This is a genomic window from Streptomyces liliiviolaceus, assembly GCF_018070025.1.
Taxonomy (GTDB): Bacteria; Actinomycetota; Actinomycetes; order Streptomycetales; family Streptomycetaceae; genus Streptomyces; species Streptomyces liliiviolaceus.
In genome coordinates, this window is the sequence record NZ_JAGPYQ010000001.1 from 5,209,124 (window position 1) to 5,229,714 (window position 20,591).

Genomic DNA, 20,591 nt, shown 5'->3' on the forward strand with positions numbered 1-20,591 from the left:
GGTCGTGGGTGGAGTCGGCGGGTCAGCGGGTCAGGGTTGGGGTTGGGGTCACAGGCTCTCCCTCGCGTGCCGGGCGATGTGGCTCAGTGCCTCGGCGAAGTCGCCGGCGACGCGGCGCACGGTCTGCGGGTCGTACGTCCCGCAGTGGTGCTGCCAGGTGAAGGCGAAGCGTCCGTCCCGCACGGCGCCGACCACCTCCAGCGGATGCGATCCACTGTCCCGGGGGTCGTGGTCCTGGCCGAAGGAGCCGTGCTCGGTCCGTACGAGGCCGCCGTCCGGGGCCGCGGGGCGGGCGTCCCACTGGCCGAGGTAGTTGAAGACGACCTGCCCGTGTGCGGCCGCGCCGAGCCGTTCGCGTACCTCCGGGGGCCCGAAGGTACGCAGGGCGCCGAAGCCCAGTCCGTTGCCGGGCACGGAACGCAGTTGGCGGCGTACCGACTTCACGAGGGAACGCCAGTTCCGGGCGGGCCCGGGGCGGTCCGGTTCGGAGACCTGGAGGACGACCGGGTGGATGGTCGTGAACCAGCCGACCGTGCGGGAGAGATCGACGTCGTCGAGCAGGTCCTCGCGACCGTGCCCTTCGAGGTCGAGGCGGACGCGTTCGCTTCCGGTCCAGCGGGCCAGCGCGAGGGCCAGCGCGGCCAGCAGGACGTCGTTGACGCGGGTGCGGTAGGCGGCCGGTGCGGCGCGCAGCAGGGACTCCGTGTCCTCCTCCCCCAGTTCGACGGTGAACGAGCCGGCCTCCTGGGCGGCCGGGGCGCCGGACGATGCCGCGTCCGAGAACTGTCCGACGGTCACGGCGTCCTCCCAGTAGGCCAGTTCATGGTCCAGGCCGCCGTCGGCGACGTGTCCGGCGAGTCGGTGGGCCCAGTCGCGGAACGAGGTGGTGCGCTCCCCCAGACGGACGGGCTCACCGCGTACGGCCTGCCGGTAGGCGGCTTCCAGGTCGTCGGCGAGAATGCGCCAGGACACGGCGTCCACGACGAGGTGGTGGGCGACCAAGAGGAGGAAGACCGCCCCTTGTGTTCCGCCCGCCGACACGTCGTCCGCAGGCCTGTCCCCCGGCCCGTCCGCGTACGCGTCCGCGGCGGTGAAGCCGGTGAACAGGGCTGCCCGCAGCAGCGGGCCCCGGCTCAGGTCGAAGCCGGTGTGCAGAGCGTCGGCGGCCTTCTTCATGGCCGTGTCCGCCTCTTCCGCCGGCAGGCCCGACAGGTCGTACCGGACGAGGAGTTCGTCGCTCTCTACCGACTCTCCCGGCCCTCCCGGCGGCGGATTGAACTGGTGCCAGCCGTCGGCGTCCTCGGTGAAGCGCATGCGCAGCGCGTCGTGGTGCTCCATCAGCGCGTCCAGGGCGACACCGAGGGCGGTGGGGTCGGGCGCGGGGTCGAGTTCCAGCAGCGCCGACTGGTTGAAGTGGGTGTGATCGGCGCGTGGTGTGCTCAGGAACCACTCCTGGATCGGGGTGAGCGGCACCGCGCCGGTCACCGGACCCTCGCCGGTGTGCTGGGGGACCGTGCCGACGACGGTGGCCAGTTCGGCGACGGTCTGATGGGTGAACAGATCCCGGGTGGCCAGATGCAGGCCCTCGCGCCGCAGCCGGGAGACCACCTGCATGCTCAGGATCGAGTCGCCGCCGAGGACGAAGAAGTTGTCGTCCACGCCGATGTCCGCCACGCCGAGGACGTCGGTCCAGACGTGCGCGATACGGCGTTCGGTGTCGTTACGGGGCGCGGTGCGCGGGCCGGCCGCGACAGCGGTGTGCGCGGGATCGGGTGCGGGCAGGGCCCGTCGGTCCGTCTTGCCGTTGGGAGTCAGCGGCAGCCGCTCCAGCGGCACGAACACGGACGGCACCAAGTGCGGAGGCAGCAGCGCTGCGAGGCCGTCGCGCAGCGCGACGACCGGCAGGCCGACGCCATCGCCATTGCCGTTGCCGTTGCCGTTGCCGTTGCCACCGTCGTCGGCTGCGGCGGCGGGGACGACGTACGCCACCAACCGCCCGTGCCCATTCGCCGATTGACCGTCCCGGCCGTCCGAGCCGTCGGTGCCGTCGGTGCCGTCGGTGCGGACCACGACCACCGCGTCGCGCACGTACGGACTGCGGCGAAGCGCGCTCTCCGTCTCCCCCGGCTCGATTCGGAAGCCGCGCAGCTTGATCTGGTCGTCCGCGCGGCCGACGAAGCGCAGTTCACCGTCGGCGCCCCGGCGCACCAGGTCGCCGGTGCGGTACATGCGCTCCCCCGCCGCGCCGAACGGGTCGGCCACGAACCGCCGGGCGGTCAGGCCCGGCCGGTGGAGGTAGCCGCGGGCCAGTCCCGGCCCCGCCACGTACAGTTCCCCGGTCACGCAGGGCGGGACGGGCCGCAGGGCGGCGTCGAGGACGTACACGCGGGTGGTGCCGGCCGGGCGGCCGATCGGCGGGGCGCCGGCCGCCGGGCTCAGCGGGCCGGTCCAGGTGGCGACGACGGTGGCCTCGGTGGGCCCGTAGGAGTTGATCATCCGGCGGCCGGGCGCCCATCGCTCCACGAGGTCGGCGGGGCAGGCCTCGGCGCCGACGATCAGGGTGCGCAGGTGCGGCAGATGCCCTGCGGTCTCCGGGGCCACGGTGGCGAGCGCGGCCGGCGGGACGAGGGTGTGGCTGATGCGGCGCTCGGCGAGCACCTCGGCCAGCCGTTCGCCGATCAGTGGCCCTTCCTCCCCTGTGACGAGGGTGGCGCCGCTGAGGAGGGAGACGCACAGTTCGAGGACGGAGGCGTCGAAGCTGGGTGAGGCGAACTGGAGCACCCGGTCGCCGGGGCCCGCCGCGTACCGTTCGGCGGCGGCCGCGGCGAAGCCCGCCAGGCCCCGGTGCGTCACCGTGACGCCCTTCGGGGTGCCGGTGGAGCCGGAGGTGTAGATGACGTACGCGGGATGGTCGGGGGTGAGGGCGGTGACACGGACCGCGTCGGCGGGAGCCGTGTCCGGGCCGCCCGCCCCCCACATGTCCGCGATCTCCGCCAGCGCGGCCCGATCGTCGAGGACCACCCGGGCGCCCGCGTCGCGGACCATGAACTCCCGCCGCTGTGCGGGGTAGTTCGGGTCGACGGGCAGGAATGCGGCGCCCGCCTTGGCGACGGCGAGCTGTGCCACCACCGTCTCGGCGGTGCGGGGCAGGGCGAGGGCCACGACGTCCTCGGGGCCGACCCCGCGGGCGATCAGCCGGTGGGCGAGCCGGTCGGCGGCGCGGTCGAGTTCGGCGTACGACAGCCGCCGTCCGGTGTCCTCCAGCGCCACGGCGTCGGGGGTGGCGGCCACCTGCCGCGCGAACAGGTCCGGCAGTGTCGCCACCGGTACCGGCCGGGCCGTACCGCGCCCCTGCTCCAGCAGGGCCTTCAGCTCGTCGTCGGAGGCGAGCGGCAGGGCGCCGAGCGAGCGGTGCGGGTCGTCCGCCACGGCGGTCAGCAGCGTGGCGAGCTGACCGGCGAGGTGCTCGGCCGTGGCCGCGTCGAACAGGTCGGTGTTGTAGGTGAGCAGGCCGTCCAGCCCGCCGGAGTCCGCCTCGGCGAACTCCAGGGTGAGATCGAACGCGGCGTGCTGGAGCTCCGTCTCGACGGCGGACACCTCAAGGTCCGGTACGTCGAGGCCGGCGGCCGGGGTGTTCTGCAGGACGACCATCACCTGGAACAGCGGGGTGCGGCTGGTGTCGCGTACCGGACGCACCTCGTCGACCACCTGCTCGAAGGGCACCTCCTGGTGGGCGAAGGCGTCCAGCACGGTCCGCCGGACGTCGTCGAGGAACTCGGCGAAGGGACGTTCGGCGTCGACCCGCGAGCGCAGCACGAGGGTGTTGACGAAGAAGCCGATCAGGTGCTGGATCTCGGCCTGGTCCCGGCCCGAGGTGACGGTGCCGACGGTGACGTCCTGGCTGCCGCACAGCCGGGCCAGGAAGGTCTGGGCGGCGGCGACCAGCGTGGTGAAGAGGGTCGTTCCGCGGTCCCGGCCCACCTGTCCGAGACGGCGTGCGACGCCGGGCGGCAGGGACAGCCGGGCACTCGCGCCGGACCGGGTGCGCATCGGCGGGCGGGGCCGGTCGACAGGAAGGTCCAGCGGCTCGATGTCCGCCAACTGTTCTTTCCAGTAGTCCAGTTGTTCCTCGCTTCCGCTCGTGGTGCGCTGCCAGCTGGCGTAGTCGGCGTACTGCACGGGCAGTGGCGGCAACGGCTCGGTGGCCGCGTCAAGTTCGGCCCGGTAGAGGTGGGCGAGATCGCCGGTGAGGACGGCCGTCGACCAGCCGTCGGTGACGATGTGGTGCAGCGTGAGCGTCAGCACGTGCTCGTCGTCGGCCAGCCGGATCAGGCCGGTGCGCAGCAGCGGTCCCTCGCGCAGGTCGAAGGGCAGGGCGCGGTCGGCCGCGAGCCGCTTCTCCAGCCGGGCCGTGCGCTCCCCCTCCGGCAGCTCGGACAGATCGTGGAGCGGCAGCGGTACCTCCTGCGGCGGCTGCACGATCTGTACGCCCCTGCCGTCCACCGTGTCGAAGGTGGTACGCAGCGACTCGTGCCGTGTCACCAGCTTCCGCAGGGCCGCCGCGAGAGCGCGGATGTCGAGCCGGCCGCGCAGGCGCAGCGCCAGTGCGGTGACGTACTCGGTGCCGCCGGGTGCGAACTCCTCCAGGAACCAGAGGCGTTGCTGCGCGTACGACATCGGTGCCGTCGCGTCCCGGGCCACCGGCGCGATGACGGGGCCCTTCTCGTCCGCGGTCCGGTCCCCGGTGAGCAGTTCGGCGAGCGCGGCGGGCGTCGGTTGGGTGAACACGGCCCGCGGCGAGAGGGTGGTGCCGAACTCCTCGGCCAGACGGGAGGCCAGGCGGATGCTGAGGATGGAGTCGCCGCCCAGCGCGAAGAAGTCGTCCTCCACGCCCGGCGGCAGGCCGCCCAGCACATCGGCGAAGACGTCGGCGGTCCGGCGTTCGGCCTCCGTGCGCGGTGCGGTCCGCGTGCCCCGTCCCGGGCCGGTGTCCCCTTCCGGAGCCGGGAGGGCGGCGTGGTCCACCTTGCCGTTGCCGCTCAGCGGGAGGGCCGTCAGCGCGACGAACGCGGAGGGCACCAGGTAGTCGGGCAGCGTGCGGCGGGCGTACGCGCTCAGCTCGTCCGGGTCGTGTCCGGCCGGGCCGACGACATAGGCGACCAGGCGGCGGGCGCCGGGGCGGTCCTCGCGGGCCACCACCGCCACGTCCGCGACGTCGGGGTGGGACGTCAGCGCGGCGGCCACCTCGCCGGGCTCCACCCGGAACCCGCGGATCTTGACCTGTTCGTCGGCGCGGCCCAGGAACTCGACCGTGCCGTCCGGGCGGCGCCGGGCCAGGTCCCCGGTGCGGTACATCCGCGCGCCGGGCGGTCCGAGGGGGTCGGCGGGGAAGCGGCGTGCGCTCTCGCCCGGGCGGCCGAGGTAGCCGCGTGCCACGCCCTCGCCGGCGATGTACAGCTCACCCGCGCAGCCCGGCGGGACGGGGCGCATCCGCGTGTCCAGGACGTGGACCCGTTTGTCGTCGAGCGGCCTGCCGACGGGGACGGTGTCGGGTACGGCCGCCGCGTCGTCGAGGGCGTGGGAGGTGGCGAAGGTGGTGGTCTCGGTCGGTCCGTAGCCGTCCACCACGGTCAGCCCGGGGCAGGCGGCCAGCACGCGCCGTACGGCCGCCGCGGGGACCACGTCGCCGCCGGTCCACACCTGGCGCAGCCCGGCGAAGGAGCCGGGCGCGTCCTGCGCCAGCAGCCGGAAGAGACCGGCGGTCAGCCATATGGACGTCAGACCGGGGTCGCTGGAACGCCCGGCGGTCTCAGCGCGCCCGCCGTCACCGACGGGTCCGACCGGTCCGTCGGCCGCGGCGCGCGCACCCGTACCGATCAGCCGTCGCAGCAGCGCCGCGTCCACCGTCTGTCCGGGGGCCACGACCACGCAGCCGCCGGTCAGCAGGGGTGCCCACACCTCGAAGGTGGCGGCGTCGAACGCGACCGGGGAGTGCAGCAGCACGCGGGCGCACACGCCGTCGGCGAAACGGCTGTCCGTGGCCAGTGACGCCACGTCGCGGTGGCGTACCGCCACGGCCTTGGGCAGACCGGTGGACCCGGAGGTGAACATGACGTAGGCGAGCCGGTCGGGATGTGCCGGCACCGCGGCGGGGCCCGTCAGGGGTGCGTGGCGGGCCGCGGCGACGTCCTCGGCGGTGAGCCGGGCCTGGACGTTCGCCTGCGCGAGCATGGTCCGGCGCCGCTCCTCGGGGGCGCGGCCGTCGACGGGCACGTAGGCGCCGCCCGCCTTGAGGACCGCGAGCTGGGCGACGACGAGTTCGGCGCCGCGGTCCATGAGCAGGGCCACCCCGTCCTCGGGGGCGAGGCCGTCGGCGAGCAGCCGGGAGGCCACCAGGTCGGACCAGTCGGCGAGGTCGCGGTAGGTCAGCCGCCGGTCGACGTCTTCCAGGGCGGGCGCGTCCGGAGTGCGGCGGGCCTGCTCGGCGAACAGGTCCACCGGGCTGCGCGGCTCCACCCGGCGGGCGGTGGTGTTCCATTCGTCCAGCAGGCGCCGGTCCTCGGCGGTGAGCGGGTCGATTGCGCCGACCCCGCCGTCGATGCCGTCGATGCCGTCGGCGAACCGGGTGAGCAGCGTGGCCAGGCGAGCCGTCGCCTGTTCCACCGTCACGCGGTCGAAGAAGGCGGGATCGTACGCCAGGTCGAAGCCGAGCCGGTCGCTCAGATGCGCGCGCAGGCAGAGCGGGAAGGTCGTCGCGTCGTCGGCGCGCACCTCGGCCACGCCCACACCCGTGCGGGTGGCGGCGGACTCGTCGACCGGGTAGTTCTCGAACACCACCATGCTGTCGAACAGGGCCTGGCCGGAGGGGACTTCGGTCAGTGCCTGGATACGGGCGAGGGAGAGGAAGTCGAAGCGCCGGTCCTCGCTCTGCGCCTCCTGAAGGCCCCGCAGCCAGTCCAGGACGCCGTCGCCCCGGACCCGTACCCGGGTGGGTACGGTGTTGATGAACATGCCGATCATCGTGTCGACGCCGGGCAGTTCGGCGGGCCGGCCGGAGACGGTCGTACCGAACACGACGTCGTCGCGCCCGCTGTAGCGGGCCAGCAGCAGCGCCCACGCGGCCTGCACGACGGTGTTGACGGTCAGTCCGGCGCGCGCGGCCGTCTCGCGCAGCCGCCGTGACACGTCCTCGGCCAGCTCGTGGTGGACGGACTCGCCGGACCGCGCCCGGTGCGCCTCGGCGGGGGTGCGGTCGTACGGCAGCGGGGTGCGCTCGGTGACACCGGTGAGGGTGTCGGCCCAGTGGCGTTCGGCCGCGCCCTCGTCCTGTTCCCGCAGCCAGCGCACGAAGTCCGCGAACGGCCGCCGTACGGGCGGTGCGCCGTCCCGGCCGCCGGTGAGCGCGGCGTACCGCTCGCACACCTCGGTGAGCAGCTGCCCGGTGCTCCAGCCGTCGAGGATCAGGTGGTGGGAGGACCACAACAGCAGGACCTCGTCGCCCGGCAGCGCGGCCAGGGTGATCCGGGTGAGCGGCGCGGCCGTCAGGTCCATGCCCGCCGCGCGGTCCTCGGCGAGCAGCCGCTCCGTCGCGGCGGCGCGCTCCTCGCGGGTCAGGGCCCGCCAGTCCAGGTGGGTGACGGGCAGGTCCACCCGGTGGTGGACGACCTGGACGGGGTGCGGCAGGCCCTGCCAGTGCACGTCGGTGCGCAGGACCGAGGTGCGGTCGACGACCTGCTGCCAGGCCGCCGCGAACGCCCTCGGATCGCCGACTCCCGTCAGCCGTACGGCCGTACGGTCGAAGTAGGCCCCGGCGGTGTCGACCAGTTGGTGGAAGAGCATGCCTGACTGCAGGGGTGTCAGCGGCAGGACGTCGGCCACGTGCCGTCCGTCGCCCACCAGCCGGTCGAGCTGCTGCTGGGAGAGATCGGCGAGGGGGAAGTCGGAGGGGGTACGGCCGCCCGCGTCCGGCTCCGCGCAGTGGGCCACGATGGCACGGAGCGCCGCGCACATCTGCTCGGCCAGGTGCCGCACGGTGGACTCGTCGTAGACGGCCGCCGGGTAGGTCCAGCCGAGTTCGAGCCGTCCCTCCTGGACGACGCCCGTGATGTCCAGCAGGTAGGGGCGGGTCTCGTCGGGGTCGGTGTCGCGGCCGGCCGACGGGAGCGCCGCCGCCCGGTACAAACCGTCCTCGATGCCGCTGCCCGCGTCCCAGCGCCCGTGGTAGTTAAAGCCGACCCGCGGATGGGGGGCGTCGGCGAGCGGGCTGTCCGGCAGGAGGTGGCGCAGGGCGCCGTGACTGAGACCGTGCAGCGGCACCGCGCGCAATTGCTCCTTGACCGAGCGCAGGGTGGTGCGCCAGTCGGCATCGGGCTCGACGGTCAGGGCGAGGGGGAACTCGGCGGTGAACCAGCCGACGGTCCGGGACAGGTCGACATCGTCGAACAGGTCCTCCCGGCCATGCCCCTCCACCCCGACGAGGACCGTGTCACGCCCGCACCAGCGGGACAGCGTGCGACCGAGCGCACTGAGCAGTACGTCGTTGACCTGGGTGCGATAGACCTCGGGCACCCGGCGCAGCAGCGCCTCGGTCTCCTCGGCCGCGAGCGTCACTGTGACGGTGGCGGCGGTGCCATGGGTGTTGGGGCCCGGTCGCCCGGCGGGCAGGTCGGCGGGGACGGCGACGGTACGGGTCCAGTGCGCCAGGTCGGCGTCCAGGCCACCGAAGCGCGTGTGCTCTTCCAATCGCTGGGCCCAGCGGCCGTACGAGGTGCCTGCCGGGGCGAGTTCGAGCGGACGCCCGGCCTCGGCGGCGCTGTGAGCGGCCTCCAGGTCACCGAGCAGGATGCGCCAGGAGACGCCGTCGACGGCCAAGTGGTGGACGGTGAAGAGCAGTTGAGCGGGTCGCTCCGGGCCCCGGTCGAAGAGCAGGACGCGTACGACCCGGCCCTCGGTGGGTTCGAGCGTCCTCTGTGCGGCGTCCGCCGCGCGCTGCACCTGTGCCTCCAGTTCCGGGGCGTCCAGGTGGGATGTGTCGTAGCGGGTGAACACGGTGTGCGGTGCTTGGGGCTGCACCTGCTGGCGCCAGCCGTCCTCGGTGTGCCGGAAGCGGGTCCGCAGGGCCGGATGACGGCTCACGAGGGCGTCGACCGCCTGCTCCAGCGCGGACAGGTCGGTGCCGACGGCCAGTTCCAGGCGCTGGGTCATGGTGAACCGCAGCGGGTCACCGGGCCGCCGGTGGTCGAGGTACCAGTGCTGGATCGGTGTCAGCGGGGCCTCGGTGGGTGAGGTGCCGTCCGTACCGGGCGGGGTGTCGTCCGTGCCGGACGTCGGTCGGGGCGTCGACTCGGCGACGCACAGGGCGAGTTCGGCGACGGTCTGGTGGCGGAAGACGTCCTTGGTGGTCAGGGACAGGCCCGTCCGGCGGGCGCGGGAGACGATCTGGATGCTGAGGATGGAGTCGCCGCCGAGCGCGAAGAAGTTGTCCCGCGCGCCGACCCGCTCCACGCCGAGCACCTCGGCCCAGATGGCGGCCAGCCGCTCTTCGATGCCAGGGCGGGGTGCCACGTACGGTGTGCCGCTGTCGGGCCGGGCTGGCGGTGCGGGCAGTGCGCGGCGGTCGGTCTTGCCGCCGCTGGTGCGCGGTATGCGGGCCAGCGGCACGAACGCGGTGGGCACCATGTGGTCCGGCAGGGTCCGCCGCAGCCGGACCCTCAGCTCGTCGGCGGAGGGGGTGGAGAGGGTCTGCTCCCCGGCGGGCACGACGTAAGCCACGAGCAGGGTGCGCCCGGCGTGCTCGCGGGCGGTCACGGCGGCGTCGGTGACGTCCGGCAGCGCGAGCAGCGCCGCCTCCACCTCGCCGGGCTCGATACGGAACCCGCGGATCTTGACCTGCTCGTCGACCCGGCCCAGGAACTCCAGCGCCCCTGACACGGTCCACCGGGCCCGGTCGCCGGTGCGGTACATCCGTTCCCCCGGCGCCGTGACGACGGCGGATGCCCCCGCCGGACCGGACGCCTCGGACCGATCAGACGCCCCGTACCGATCAGACGTGCTGAACGGATCGGCGATGAAGCGGGTGGCGGTGAGGCCCGGCCGGTTCAGGTAGCCGCGCGCGACCTGCGCCCCGGCGAGATACAGCTCGCCCGGTACGCCGGGCGGCACGGGGCGCAGAGCGCCATCCAGGACGTAGGCGCGCAGGTTGCGGCCCGGTCGGCCGATGACGGGACGTTCGCTGTGGTCGGCGCAGCGACCGTAGACGGCGTCGACGGTCGTCTCCGTGGGTCCGTACATGTTGTACGCGGTGACGCCGAAGTCGTCCTGCGCCGCGCGCAGTTCGGCCCAGGTGTCGGAGCCGACCGCCTCGCCGCCCACCAGCAGCAGCCGCGGATGGTGGCGGCCGGGGGCGAGGAGTCCGGCGGCGGTGAGTTCACGGAGGAAGGACGGGGTGACGTTCACCAGGTCCAGTTCCCGCCGGTCGATCTGGGCGCAGAACGCCTCCGGGTCCAGGCGTACGTCCTCGTCGACGAGGTGGACCTCCTGGCCGAGGGCGAGCAGCAGCGGTCCCTCCCAGGAGGTGTCGAAGGAGAAGGAGGCGCTGAGCGCGGCCTTGATGCGTCGTCCGTCGGCGGTGTGCGGGGCGACGAGTCCTTCCCGGTGGTCGTGGCAGAGGTTGACCAGGTGGCGGTGTTCCACCGTGACGCCCTTGGGGCGGCCGGTCGAGCCGGACGTGTAGATGATGTACGCGGCGTTCTCCGGGTGCAGCGGAGCGAGCCGGTCGGCGTCGGTGGGGTCGTGGGCGGGCAGTTCGTCCCAGGGCGTCCCGCGCAGGGTGTCGGACGTCAGGACCGTGTGCGGCTCGGCGTCCTCGACGAGGAAGGCGACGCGTTCCTCGGGCAGGTCCGGGTCGACGCAGAGCAGGGTGCCGCCCGCCTTGAGCACGGCGAACACGGCCACCAGCAGCTCCGAGGTACGCGGCAGCCGCACGGCGACCACGCGCTCCGGGCCGACACCCAGCGCGATCAGGTGATGGGCCAGCCGGTCGGCCCGCTCGTTCAGAGCCGCGAAGGTGAGCGTGCCGTCCCGGGCGACCAGGGCGGTGGCGTACGGGGTTCGGGCCGCCTGGGCCTCGAACAGGGCGGGGAAGTCGCTGCCCGGCACGGGAAGCTGCCCGCCCTGCCACTCGTCGAGGACCTGGCGCTGTTCGGCGGCTGTCAGCAGCGGTAGCGCGCGGGCGTCCCGCTGCGGTTCCTCCACCGCCGCCTCCAGCAGCAACCGCAGCCGTACGGCGAGTCGTTCGGCGGTGTCGGCGTCGAACAGCCCGGTGTCGTACTCCAGATAGCCGGTCAAGCCACCGTCGCTCGTGTCGTTCTCGACGAAATCGAAGGCGAGGTCGTAGGCGGCGTACCGGATCGGGGGTGTGAGCGGTTCGACGTCCAGGTCCGGCAGGTCGAGGTTCCCGGCGCCCAGGTTGTGCAGCGCCACCATCACCTGGAAGAGCGGGGTGCGGCTGGTGTCCCGCTCGGGCTGGAGGGCATCCACCAGTTTCTCGAAGGGCACGTCCTGGTGGGCGAACGCGTCCAGGACGCCGGCACGGACCCGTTCCAGCAGTGCACGGAACGACAGTCCGGGCTTGACCCGGTTGCGGAGCACGAGGGTGTTGACGAACATGCCGACCACGTCGTGGAGTTCGGACCGTTCGCGGCCCGCCGTGACCGTGCCGACGGTGATGTCCTCCTGATCGGCCCAGCGCGAGAGCAGGACCGTGCAGGCCGTCAGCAGAGTCATGTAGAGGGTGGCGTCGGCGTCGCGGCCCGTCTCCCGCAGCCGCTCGGTGAGCGCTGCGGGGAGGGTGAAGGTCACCAGGGCGCCTTCCCGGCCACGTACGGCGGGACGCGGCCGGTCGGTGGGCGGCTCCAGCGGGGTGATCCCGTCCAACGCGGCCCGCCAGTAGGCGAGTTGTCGGTCGGTCTCGTCGGTGCGGGCGCGTTGCCAGGCCGCGAAGTCCGCGTATCGCACGGGCAGATGCGGCAGTCGGGGCGCGCGGCTCTCGCGGGCGGCCGTGTACAGCTCGCCCAGGTCCCGGCCCAGCACACCGGCCGACCAGCCGTCGGTGACGATGTGGTGGACGGCCAGGACCAGGACGTGCTCGTCCTCGGCCAGCCGCACGAGGCGGGCCCGCAGAAGAGGTCCGGCGCCCAGGTCGAAGGGGACGGACGCCTCGCTCTCGATGAGGGCGTCCAGGCGGTCGCGGGCGCCGGTGAGGTCGTCCAGCGGCAGGTCCACCGGGTACGGCCGGTGGACGATCTGCCGGGCTTGGCCGTCCTGACGGCTTTCCACGAAGGTGGTGCGCAGCGCCTCGTGCCGGGCGACCAGTCCGTCGAGGGCTACGCGCAGCGCGTCGGGATCGAGCGGGCCGCGCAGGCGTAGTACCGACAGGGTCGTGTACTCGGTGCTGCCCGGTTCGAAGCGGTCGAGGAACCACAGCCGCTGCTGCGCGTACGCCAGCGGCACCGGCGTGTCCGGGTCCACGGCCGGGATGACGTCCGCCGGGATGACGTCCACCGGTGCGGTGCCGTGCTGCGGCGCCGGATCGCCGAGTTCGGCGGCCAGGGCGGACAGCGTCGAGTGGGTGAACAGCAGCCGGGGCGAGACCTCCGTACCGAAGGCGGCGCGCAGCCGGGAGACGACCCGGACGGCGAGGATCGAGTCGCCGCCGAGGGCGAAGAAGTCGTCGTCGGCTCCCACCTCGTCGGTGTCGAGGACGTCCGCCCAGGCGGCGGCCACCGCACGCTCGGCGGGCGTGCGCGGCGCGACGCGCTCGGTGCCGGTGGCGAAGCCGTCCGGTCCGGGAGCGGGCAGCGCGCGCCGGTCGAGTTTGCCGTTGACGGTCAGCGGCAGGGCCGCCATCGGCACGTAGGCGGCGGGCACCATGTGCGCGGGCAGCAGCCGTTCCAGGTGGGCGCGGAGTTCGGTGGCCGTGGGCGGTTCGATGGCGTCCGGCGGCTCGGTGGCATCCGAGAGTTCGGTGGCATCCGGCAGCTCGTTGACGTCCGGCTGTTCCGTGCCGCCCCGGCCGACGACGTGGGCCACCAGTCGGCGCGTCCCCGAGCCGTCCTCGTACACGCCCACGGCCGCGGCACCGACGCCCGCGTGGGTGTGCAGGGCGGCCTCGATCTCGCCGGGTTCGATGCGGTAGCCGCGGATCTTCACCTGCTGGTCGGCGCGGCCCAGGTACTCCAGAGTTCCGTCGGCCCGTCGGCGGGCCCGGTCGCCGGTGCGGTACATCCGCCGCCCCTGCGCCGCGAAGGAGTCGGACGCCACTGACGGGTCGGACGCTGCGAACGGATCGGCGAGGAAGCGCGTGGCGGTCAGCCCCGGCCTCCCGAGATAGCCGCGGGCCAGGCCCTCCCCCGCCACGTACATCTCGCCCACGGCTCCGGGCGGTACGGGCGCCAGGTCGTCGTCGAGGACGTAGATCCGCAGGTCGGGTATGCCGGTGCCGATGGGGCTCACGGCGCCCGTACGGGCCGTGGTGCGGTCCAGCGGCTCGTAGGTGACGTGCACGGTGGTCTCGGTGATGCCGTACATGTTGACGAGGCGTGGCGCGGTGTCGGAGTGGTGTGCGTACCACTCGGCGAGGCGGTCGACGTCCAGGGCCTCACCGCCGAACACCACCGTGCGCAGGGCGAGTCGGGCGCCGAGTTCGGGGTGTTCGGCATCCGCGCGAACCAGTGGATAGAAAGCCGACGGGGTCTGGTTGAGGACGGTGACCCGTTCGTCGGCGAGCAGCCGCAGGAAGTCCTCCGGGGAGCGGGCGGTGTCGTCGGGGACGACGACGAGCCGGCCGCCGTGCAGCAGGGCGCCCCACAGTTCCCAGACGGAGAAGTCGAAGGCGTAGGAGTGGAACAGGGTCCACACGTCCGACTCGTCGAAGCCGAACCAGTGGTGGGTGCGGCTGAACAGGCGCACGACGTTGGCGTGCGGCACGACCACGCCCTTGGGGCGGCCGGTGGAGCCGGAGGTGTAGATGGCGTAGGCGGGGCTCTCCGGCAGGGGACGGCGGGCCGGCACGGGTCCGGTGGCGGGGCGGCGGGCGAGGTCGGCCCGTACGTCGGGGGCGTCCAGTACGAGGACCGGAACACCGGTGCCCTGCACGCCTTCCGCAGTCTCCGTGGTCGTCACCAGGGTCACCGGGGCCGCGTCGTCCAGCAGTCGGGCGACGCGTTCGGCGGGGAGATTCGGGTCGATGGGCAGATAGGCGGCGCCCGTCTTGAGGACGGCGAGGACCGCCACGACGAGGTCGGTGGAGCGGGGCAGGCCGAGGGCCACGAACCGCTCGGGTCCGGCGCCGGACGCGGCCAGCCGGTGGGCGAGGCGACCGGCCGCCGCGTCGAGCGAGGCGTAGTCGAGGTGATCGGTGCCGCAGGTGACGGCGGGGGCGTCGGGGGTGCGGACGGCCCGGGCCTCGAACAAATCGACCAGGGTGTCCGTCGGCCGGCCGTGCTCGGTGCCGTTGAAGTCGACCAGCATGCGCCGCCGTTCCTCGGCGGTCGTCCAGGCCAGGGCGCGCAGCGGCAGGTCGGGATGCTCCGCGAACTCCGTGAGAAGCAGGCGGAGGCGGTCGGCGAGCGCCCGAACCGTCGCGGCGTCGAAGAGCTCCGGATCGTAGGCCAGGTCGAAGCCGAGCCGTTCACCCTGGTAGGCGCGCAGCACCAGCGGGTAGTTGGTGGCGTCCCGGGAGGCGACGTCCACCAGCCGCACTCCGGAGCCGGAGGTGCGGGCCGCGTCGAAGGGATAGTTCTCGAAGGCGACCATGCTGTGGAAGAGCGGGGTGCCGGACGGCACATCGCTCAACGCGGTCAGCTCGGCCAGCGAAGCGGCGGCGAACCGCCGCGACTCGGCCTGTACGTCCTGGAGTTCGCGCAGCCAGTCGGCGGCCGGGCGGTGGCCGTCGACGTGGACGCGGGTGGGCACGGTGTTGATGAACATGCCCACCATCGACTCCACGCCCGGCAGTTCGTCGGGGCGGCCGGAGACGGTCGTGCCGAACACCACGTCCGGCTCGGCGCTGTGGCGGGCCAGCAGCAGCGCCCAGGCGCCCTGCACCACGGTGTTCACGGTCAGTCCGGCGTCGCGCGCGGTGCGGGCCAGTGTCGCGGACACCGCGTCGGACAGCTCGGCCGTGCGGACGTCCGCCGACCGGCTCTCGTGCGTGCCGGTCAGGGGCCGGTCGACGGGCAGCGGCGTGGGAGAGGCGAAGCCGCCGAGCGTCTCGCGCCAGTGCGCACGCGCGGCCCCGGCGTCCTGGTCGGCCAGCCAGCGCACGTAGTCGGCGAAGGACCGGCGCACGGGCGGGCTCGGCTCGTAGCCGGCGGTGAGCGCCGCGTACTCCTCGCACACCTCCGTGAGCACCTGGGCCAGGCTCCAGCCGTCGAGAATGAGGTGGTGGGAGGTCCACAGCAGGTGCAGCCGGGCGTCGGGCAGCCGGACCAGGGTGAGCCGCATCAGGGGCGCCGACGCGAGGTCGATGCCGTGTGCGAGGTCGTCGGCGCGGAGCCGGTCGAAGCGGTCTGTGCGCTCCCCCGCGTCGATGTCCCGCCAGTCGAGCTGTGTGAGGGGCACCCGTACGTGCCGGTGCACGACCTGGAGGGGTACGGGCACGTCCTGCCACACCACGGAGGTCCGCAGCGCGGGTGTGCGGTCGGTGACCCGCTGCCAGGCCAGGCCGAACGTGTGCGGATCGGCCACGCCGTCGAGGAGCAGGGCGGCCTGGTCCACGTACACGTCGTCGGCGCCGCCGACCAGACGGTGGAAGAGCATGCCCTCCTGGAGCGGGGTGAGCGGGAGCAGGTCCTCAACCGCTCGCCCGTCGCCGACGAGGCGGTCCACGGCGGCCTGGTCCAGACGGGCGAGAGGGAAGTCGGAGGGGGTGCGGCCGCCCGCGCCGGGCCGGGCGCAGTGCTCGGCGATCGCGGTCAGCGCCGCGACCATGCCCTGCCCCAACTCCCTTACGGTGTCCGGGGTGTGGACCTGGTCACTGTAGTGCCAGGTGATCTCCAGCTCGCCGTCGGCGACCACGGCGGAGATGTCGAGCAGGTGGTCGAGGGGTTCGTCGGCGGCCATGTCCCGGCCGGGTACGTCGGCGGCCGGCGCGAAGTCCGTTCCGGCGGTGGTGTCCCACTGGCCGTGGTAGTTGAAGCACACCTGGGGCAGCGGCAGTTTGCGCAGGGCACGGGCGGCCGGGTCGGGCGAGCCCAGGCGGGCGAGCGCCTCGTAGCCCAGTCCGCGCCGGGGCACGGCCCGCAGCCGTTCCTTGACGGCCTTCAGGGTGCCGCCCCAGTCGGGTTCGGCGGGCGTTCCGGCCGGGGTGAGGGTGACGGGGTACTGGGAGGTGAACCAGCCCACCGTGCGGGACAGGTCCACGTCCCCGGCCATCGCATCCTCGCGCCCGTGGCCCTCCAGGGCGACGGTCACCCGCTCGGCGCCCGTCCAGTCGGCGAGGACTCTGCTCAACGCGCCGAGCAGGACGTCGTTGACCTGCGTGCGGTAGGCGGCGGGCACCCGGCGCAGCAATGCCTCGGTGGTGGCGCGGTCCACTTGGGTGCGGACGGTGCGGACGGTTCCGGCGAGCGGGGTTCCCTGACGGTCCACCGGCAGCGGCGTACGGGGCTGGGCGGCCTCCGTGGTCCAGTGCGGCAGGTCGTCGTCCAGGGCGCCTGTTCGTGTGAGGCGGGAGAGGTGAGCGGCCCAGTCGGTGAACTCCGTTGCAACGGGCTCCAGTTGGATCGTCTCACCCGCTGCCGCCTGCCGGTAGGCCTGCCGCAGGTCGCCGAGCAGGATGCGCCAGGACACGCTGTCCACGGCCAAATGGTGTGCGGTGACGAACAGTTGGGGGCGTCCACCGGGGGGAGGCAGGAGCAGTGCGGCGCGGAGCAGGGCGCCGGTCGCCGGGTCGAGGGCGGCGCGGGCGGTGTCGGCGGCGGCGAGGCGGGCCGCCGCGCAGTCCGCGGCGGTGGAGAGGTCGTGTCGGGTCAGCAGACCGGTGGCAGGTCCCTCGCCGAGGTGCTGCCGCCAGGTGTCGCCGGTCTCTCCCGTCCGACCGGTCCCGCCGGTCCCGCCGGTCCCGCCGGTCCCGCCGGTCCCGTCGCCGGGCTTCCCGTCGCGGGCGAAGCGCGTACGCAGCGCCGCGTGGTGGGTGACCAGCGCTTCCACGGCGCGTTCCAGGGCGGGTTCATCGACGTCGTACGGCAGGTCGAGCAGCATCGACATGCTGAAGGGCCGCAGACGGCCGTCCCGGTCGCCGTGTGTGGCGGCGTACCACTCCTGGACCGGGGTCAGCGGGGCGGGCCCGTCCTCGCGCGGCCGTCGGGGCGCGGGCGTGTCGGCGGTACGGCGGGACGCGGCGGCGGCCAGGTCGGCGACGGTCTGGTGGCGGAAGACGTCCCGCGAGGTCAGGCGCAGACCGGCGGCGCGGGCGCGGGAGACGGCCTGGATGCTGAGGATGGAGTCGCCGCCGAGTTCGAAGAAGTTGTCGGTGACACCGACGCGCGTGACGCCCAGCACTTCTGCCCAGACTGCGGCCAGCGTCTCCTCGTCCGGAGTGCGCGGTGCGACGAACTCCCGTTCGCGCGGGGCCGTTTCGAGGTCGGGGGCGGGCAGGGCACGGCGGTCCAGTTTGCCGCTGGTGGTCAGCGGCAGCGCGTCGAGCACGGTGAACGACGACGGCACCATGTGGTCGGGCAGGACCCGTCGGCAGGCGGCCCGCAACTGCGTGGCGGTGGGCGGTTCGGCGCCCGCGGCCGGTACGACGTAGGCGGCGAGCCGCAGATGGCCGTGCGTGTCGGGGAGCGCGACGACCGCGGCGCCGGTGAGGCCCGGCAGGTTGAGCAGGGCTGCCTCGATCTCGCCCGGCTCGATGCGGTGGCCCCGTACCTTCACCTGGTCGTCGGCGCGCCCGAGGTAGTCGAGACGTCCGTCGGCGGTCCAGCGGGCCAGGTCGCCCGTGCGGTACATCCGGGTCCCGGACGGGCCGAACGGATCGGCGAGGAAGCGCGCGGCGGTCAGTCCGGGCCGGCCGCTGTATCCGCGGGCGACCTGCTCGCCCGCGAGGTACAGCTCCCCGCCGACGCCGGGCGGCACGGGCCGGAGGCGGTCGTCGAGGACGTACGCGCGGACGTTGGGCAGGGGCCTGCCCACCAGGGGGCGCCCTTCGCCCTCGATACGGCAGGCCAGGGCGTCGACCGTGCACTCGGTGGGCCCGTAGAAGTTGTACGCGGCCACGTCCCGGTGTCCGGCCAACTCGCGCCACAGGGCGGGGCCGATCGGCTCACCGCCGAGCATCAGGACGCGCGGGTGGTGCCGCGGATCGGTGAGCAGTCCGGCGGGCAGCAGTTGACCCAGGTACGACGGGGTCAGGTCGAGGAAGTCGACGCGGTGCTCGACGACGTACTCGACCAGCGCGGCGGCGTCGAGCCGGGTCGTCTCGTCGACCAGGTGCAGCGGGTGGCCGTCGGCCATCAGCAGCACACCCTCCAGCGAGGTGTCGAAGGAGAACGACGCGGTCAGCGCCACCCGCAACGGCCCCCCGCCCGCATCCGCGACGAAGCCCTCGCGATGCGCGGCCAGCAGATGCGCGAGCGACCGGTGCGTCACGGCGACGCCTTTCGGCCGCCCGGTGGAACCGGAGGTGTAGATGACGTACGCGGTGGAGTCCGGGTCGGGGGGCGCGGTGGCCCGGTCGGCGCCCGGGTCCGAGAGCGCGCCGGGCCCCATCTCCCGCACCGCCCGCAACGCCGCCTCGTCCAGCACCAGCGCGGGCCGTGCGTCGTCGAGCAGGTAGCGGACGCGCTCCTCCGGCAGGGCGAGGTCCAGGGGCAGATAGCCCGCGCCGGACTTCCAGACGGCGAGGATCGCCACGATCATGTCGGCGGTGCGCGGCAGGCGGAGCGCGACCAGGCGTTCGGGGCCGGCGCCCCGGGCGATGAGGTGGCGGGAGAGCCGGTCGGCCCGGGCGTTGAGCGTCGCGTAGTCGAGGTGGTCCTCCCCCGCGACCAGGGCCGTGGCCTGCGGGGTGCGCTCCGCCTGCCGGGCGAAGCGTTCGGGGCAGGTGATGGCGGGGACGGCCAACGCGGTGCCGTTCCACTCCTCCGTGATCCGCCGGGCCTCGTCCGGACCGAGCAGGGACAGCGAACCCAGCGGTCGGTCCGGCGCGGTCGCCGCGCCCTCCAGAGTGCGTGACAGCTGGTCGGTCATCCGTTCCGCGGTGGCCGGGTCGAAGAGGTCGGTGCGGTACTCCAGCAGACCGGTCAGCCCGTCCCCGTCGGGGACGAACTCGACGCTCAGGTCGAAGGTCGCCGCCCGCCGGGGCACCACGACCGGTGAGGCAGTCAGGTCGCGCAGGGCGGGAGCCGTGGGCGGTGCCGGGTGGAGGAGGACCATCACGTCGAACAGAGGGTTGCGGCCCGCCTCGCGGGTCACCCCCACCGCCTCCACCAGCCGCTCGAACGGCGTGTCGCCGTGCGCGAAGGCGTCGTTGACCGTGGTCGCGGCAGCCCCGAGCAGGTCGCGGAAGGAGCCGTCCGAGTCCACGGGGGTGCGCAGGACGACGGTGTCGGCGAAGAAGCCGACGGTACGTTCCAGGTCGGTGCGGGACCGGCCCGGGGTGAGGGAGCCGATGGTGATGTCGTCCTGACCGGACCAGCGGGCCAGCAGGGCCTGGCAGGCGGCGACCAGGGAGGTGAACAGCGTGCTGTGCTGCTCGGCCGCCAGTTCCCGCAGCCGTGCGGTGGTCTCCGCGGGCACGGTGAAGGTGCGTACGGCGCCCGCGCCGGACTCCTCGCCGTCACGGGTGTGGTCCAGCGGCAGCCGGGAGGCGACGGCTCCCGACAACTGCTGCGACCAGTAGCCGAGTTGGCGCTCCAGCCGTGGGCCGGAGAGCCGTTCTCGCTGCCAGACCGCGAAGTCCGGGTACTGCGTCGCCACCGGCGCCAACTCAGGTGTCACGCCTCCGGCGAAGGCGTCGTACGCGGCGCACAGTTCCTCCAGGACGATCCCCATCGACCAGCCGTCGGTGCTGATGTGATGGGCCGTCAGCAGAAGGGTGTGCGCGGTGTCCGACTCGCGCAGGAGCAGCGCGCGCAGCGGCGGACCGGCGCCCAGGTCGAAGGGGCGCTCGTACTCCGCGAGCAGCGCCGCCTCCAGCGCGTACGGCGGTGTGTCGGTCACCGGGAGCGGGACCGGGGCCGCCGGTCGTACCGTCTGCGCGGGCCGTCCGTCGCTCTCCTCGAACGTGGTGCGCAGCGCCTCGTGCCGCTCGACGACGGTGTCCAGGGCGCGGGAGAGGGCCGTGTGGTCCAGCGGGCCGCTCAGGCGCAGGGCGACGGCGCTGTTGTAGCGGGCGTCGCCGGGGCGCAGCCGGTCCAGGAACCACAGCCGCTGCTGGGCGAAGGACAGAGGCAGCGGCCGGGAGCGGCCGGCGTGCGGGATGCCCTGTCGGGTAGCGGCGGCCCGGCCGGCGAGGCGGCGCATCGCCTCCTGGAGGTCCTGGGGCAGTGCGTTGGTGCGGTCTCGCTTCGAAGACGTCATGGTCTGCC

1 protein-coding gene is annotated in these 20,591 nt (G+C 73.8%); it reads right to left on the minus strand.

What is annotated here, in order from left to right; translation table 11 throughout:
- Positions 1-48 precede the first annotated feature (48 nt).
- Positions 49-20,583, minus strand: a complete 20,535-nt coding sequence (locus J8N05_RS22855; protein WP_210885413.1) for a non-ribosomal peptide synthase/polyketide synthase — start codon at positions 20,581-20,583, stop codon at positions 49-51.
- Between the last annotated feature and the right edge of the window lie 8 nt (positions 20,584-20,591).